This is a genomic window from Butyrivibrio sp. AE2015, assembly GCF_000420825.1.
Taxonomy (GTDB): Bacteria; Bacillota; Clostridia; order Lachnospirales; family Lachnospiraceae; genus Butyrivibrio.
This window is the reverse complement of the sequence record NZ_ATVR01000065.1, coordinates 1-3528: the sequence shown is the minus strand read 5'-3', so window position 1 is coordinate 3528 and position 3528 is coordinate 1. Positions and strand designations below refer to the sequence as shown.

At 37.4% G+C, this 3528-nt stretch carries 1 protein-coding gene; it reads left to right on the top strand.

The window, feature by feature from the left end; translation table 11 throughout:
- Nucleotides 1-989: 989 nt before the first annotated feature.
- On the top strand, nt 990-3528 hold a 2539-nt coding region (locus tag G585_RS18580), incomplete at its 3' end, for a hypothetical protein (RefSeq protein ID WP_034482722.1).

Here is a 3528-nt window from a genome sequence, read left to right as displayed (position 1 = left end):
AAGCCTTGAAATCAGGCTATGAGCCCAAAACCGGTTAATTGCAGGTGGCTGAGCTATTGAAAACGAGCTATATGCCCAAAGCAGCTCGCTCTCATAACATTGGGAGCCGAGGAAATAAAGCCTTATACGTTCTAGAAGTATCAACATCTACTGTTCCTGGCACTACGCATTCTTGAATGTCGCCACTTCTGTTGTTTTTGATTTCGGTGCGCGAGGCACCTTAAATTATCTCCCTGCAGTTCCTGAATTCGGAGGCCGAAGCACCTTAAAGTAGCCGCCCCTACTGTTCTCGGAATTGGATCCAGAGGCATTTGTACCTAGCCACACCGAAGGTGCTTGCCATTGACGGGTTCTGAGGAAAACGCTACAATGCTGATTCCGACGGTGCATGAATCTAACTACTGTTCCCATCATCCTCACCGTCGGCTCGCAGACCAAGGCGTTTTTCTCAGGCTCAGTCAATGGTGGCGTACTCAGCCGCAATCTAAACTTTTCTTATGATGAAAGTATTGTTTCCAATACGTATATTTATCATCATGTGATCTGGTCTATAAAGGATGATCTGATAACTAAAGAATGCTTGCTCCATCGGAGAAAGCATTCGTAACATAGATCAATTTATTTGAACCGTCCCTATGTATCCTAACTCACTTATGCTTATACAAAGGGAGGGTATTTCACATAGCTAATACTTACGCAAAATACTATCAATGCATTTATATGATATCAGATATATCTTGAGATCCAAGATTCTTTAAAATCCCATCACAAATCACATTGCAAAATACAAATATAATGCGTGCCATGATTTTTATCTACTCGTATAAACAGTTTAGAACTATTTGTTTGGCGCAGACGATATTTTATTTTAGGCATGTTTAATAATACGTTATTAAATATTTAATAATTCGTTGATAAACTGTATATGTATAACTTTGAATACTGTCTTATTGTGCGCTTTTTTAAGGTAAGCAAAGGAGTAAAAGATTATGCCTATAGATGGAATGGAGCTTCAAAAAGAGAAAAAGCCTTTTGAGATAAAGGTTACACAGGATGCTGAAGACGTCTCCGGAAATCTTGATGTGAAAGAAAAAATAGGAAATCCTTATGATCTTCAAAAGAAGAAAAGGCCATCCACTGATGATGATATTGTCCATGAAAAGAAATGGGTTAGCGATTCTTTAAAGAAAATGGAAGAGGAAGACGAAAAACGCAAAAAAGAAGAAAAGGCGCGGAGAGAAAGATCAAAAAATCTTCAGGAGCAGGATGAAAAAGAGAGATTAAAGCTCTTTGTAGAAGATGCTATCGATATTTCCAAAGATCGTCTTGAGGTTAAAGTTCCACTTAAGACAGTTCTTGATTTTAGCTATGGGAAAAAGTTTACTGACAGGATTGATAAATCTAAGCGCCAAAAAGCCCAGAATAATAAAAACTCCCGCCTGTATCACAAGCTTGTTACAGCCAAGGCACTTGAAGATAAATTAAGCGATATATATGAAACACAGTTTGCAAGATGCAACGAAATGGCAAAAGAAGTCAAAGGAAACATTGATTCTTTTGACTTTAGTGACCTGTGCAGTTTTATGGGCAAAGATAAGTTCAAAAATATAGATCTCTTAAAGCTTTTTTTAGGCGGCAGAGATGAGAATGATAATCCTCAGACTGATGAATTTCACGCAAGGCTTGCCCTTGTTGAGATGGCTAACCAGATACTGGGATTTAACTTTGATGGCATAGCTTTAAATACAGATAATGACATAGTAGCAAGTGCAGACAAGCTTGAAACAATGTCTGTGCAGGTTGCTGCATTTGAAAGAATATCTGCAAAGTATAAGCTTTTCGAAAACATTGACCCTGCTAAAGTATCAGCAATAGAAAGTAAGCTCGCATCTCTTAGGCCGCTACTTACATACTATTCCATACGTAAGCAGATAATCGGAAATAAAGAGTATAAAAATCACTATAACGATGAGCTTTCAATGGATATTAGTGGAGCCAAGACTAAAGAGCAGAAGGAACTTGCAAAGCTTCTTATGAGTTCTTATGTTGTTGGAAAAAACATGTTTATTGCAAGCAAAAATACAAAACAAGCAGAAAAAATGAAGAATCTGCAGTTTAAGAATACATCAGCAAATGAGGCATATAACCAGATCGTAAATGAGTTCGCTTTAAATGATCAAAAGAATTATTCAAAAGAGCTTAAGGATAATTATACTTCAACAGAAAGCCTTGGAGCACTGGCACTTCAGATGAAACAGGCGGGGATAAATGAAGAAGTAAAAATAGATGCTCCTATTGAGAATAATGTTCAGGCCAGGGCACATAGCCAGAAGATGAATGCGTATAGCTATATCGAAGCGCCACTTAGGTCGATGCTTACTTCAGATGAGCTTATTCCTCTTAAGGGCACCAGAGAAATGGCTACTCTGAAAAAAAATATAGCTGCAATTTCAGCATTTGCTAGCAATACGATGCCTCCTATAAAGCTTGATGCCCAAGGCAATATAGATGGAGAAAATGAGAAGAAGGTTCAAGGCGAAATTGATGCTGTATGTACAACTATGGTCATGCTCTATTCGAAACTTACAGACAGCATAGATAAATTCATAAAAAAATATGGCAGTGCCTATACAGAACTTAGTGAGATGCTTACTGAGTTATCTAAAAGTGTTGCTGAAGAAAGAGAGTCTTTTAGGCAAAAGACTATCGAATACAGAGAAGTTGTGAGCATTGATCAACAGTTATCAAAAAAGCCAATAACTGTTTTAGACACTATCAGGTACAACCGAGGAGCTTTCTATGACCTTGACAATGATAAAAATCTGACAGTAGAGGTTGGAGGCGCAGTATCTTCTATTGTTTATAAGATAACAAGACAGGTTCCAAAGACAAAAGAGAATCCTGAAGGCAAAGAAATAGTTTATTTTAGGGAGAAGGATGAGGTTCCAAGCGAAAATAATATGAAACTTGTTGATTCAGCGCTGGCTGGCTTTGAATTAAGTGAAAAACTTAAAGAAACGCTTGAAGATGCGTTAGATAATATATCAAATAATTTTAATAAAACAATGACACTATTTAACCATCTAAACAAGTACAAAGCTGATAAAGAAAAGACAATAGAAGAAAAAATCAAAGTACTTAAAAGTGATATTAATGACATGACCGACAAAACATTGAATATTTCTGAAAATGAGTATGAAGCGGTATGGAATGCAGTACTTAAATATCAGCATTTGATGACATCGCGTGAAATAGCTAGTCAGATGGATCAATCACCCAAAATAAAATGCGGGAAAAATCTCTCTGACAGAAATGTAGCTACAAGCCGCCTTGCAACACTATTAGGTATGCAGGCCATGATCTGTGATTCACGAACAGCTACCATCCGTATGAATGGAAAGCTTGTTAAGGGCAACTTAATGGATAATACAGGAGGTAGTAGCACAAGTACGAAAAATGTAGCATATTCACCGGAAGCCATAGCCCAAATATTCCAAATGCAGGTATTTGATTTTATCTGCGGCCAGA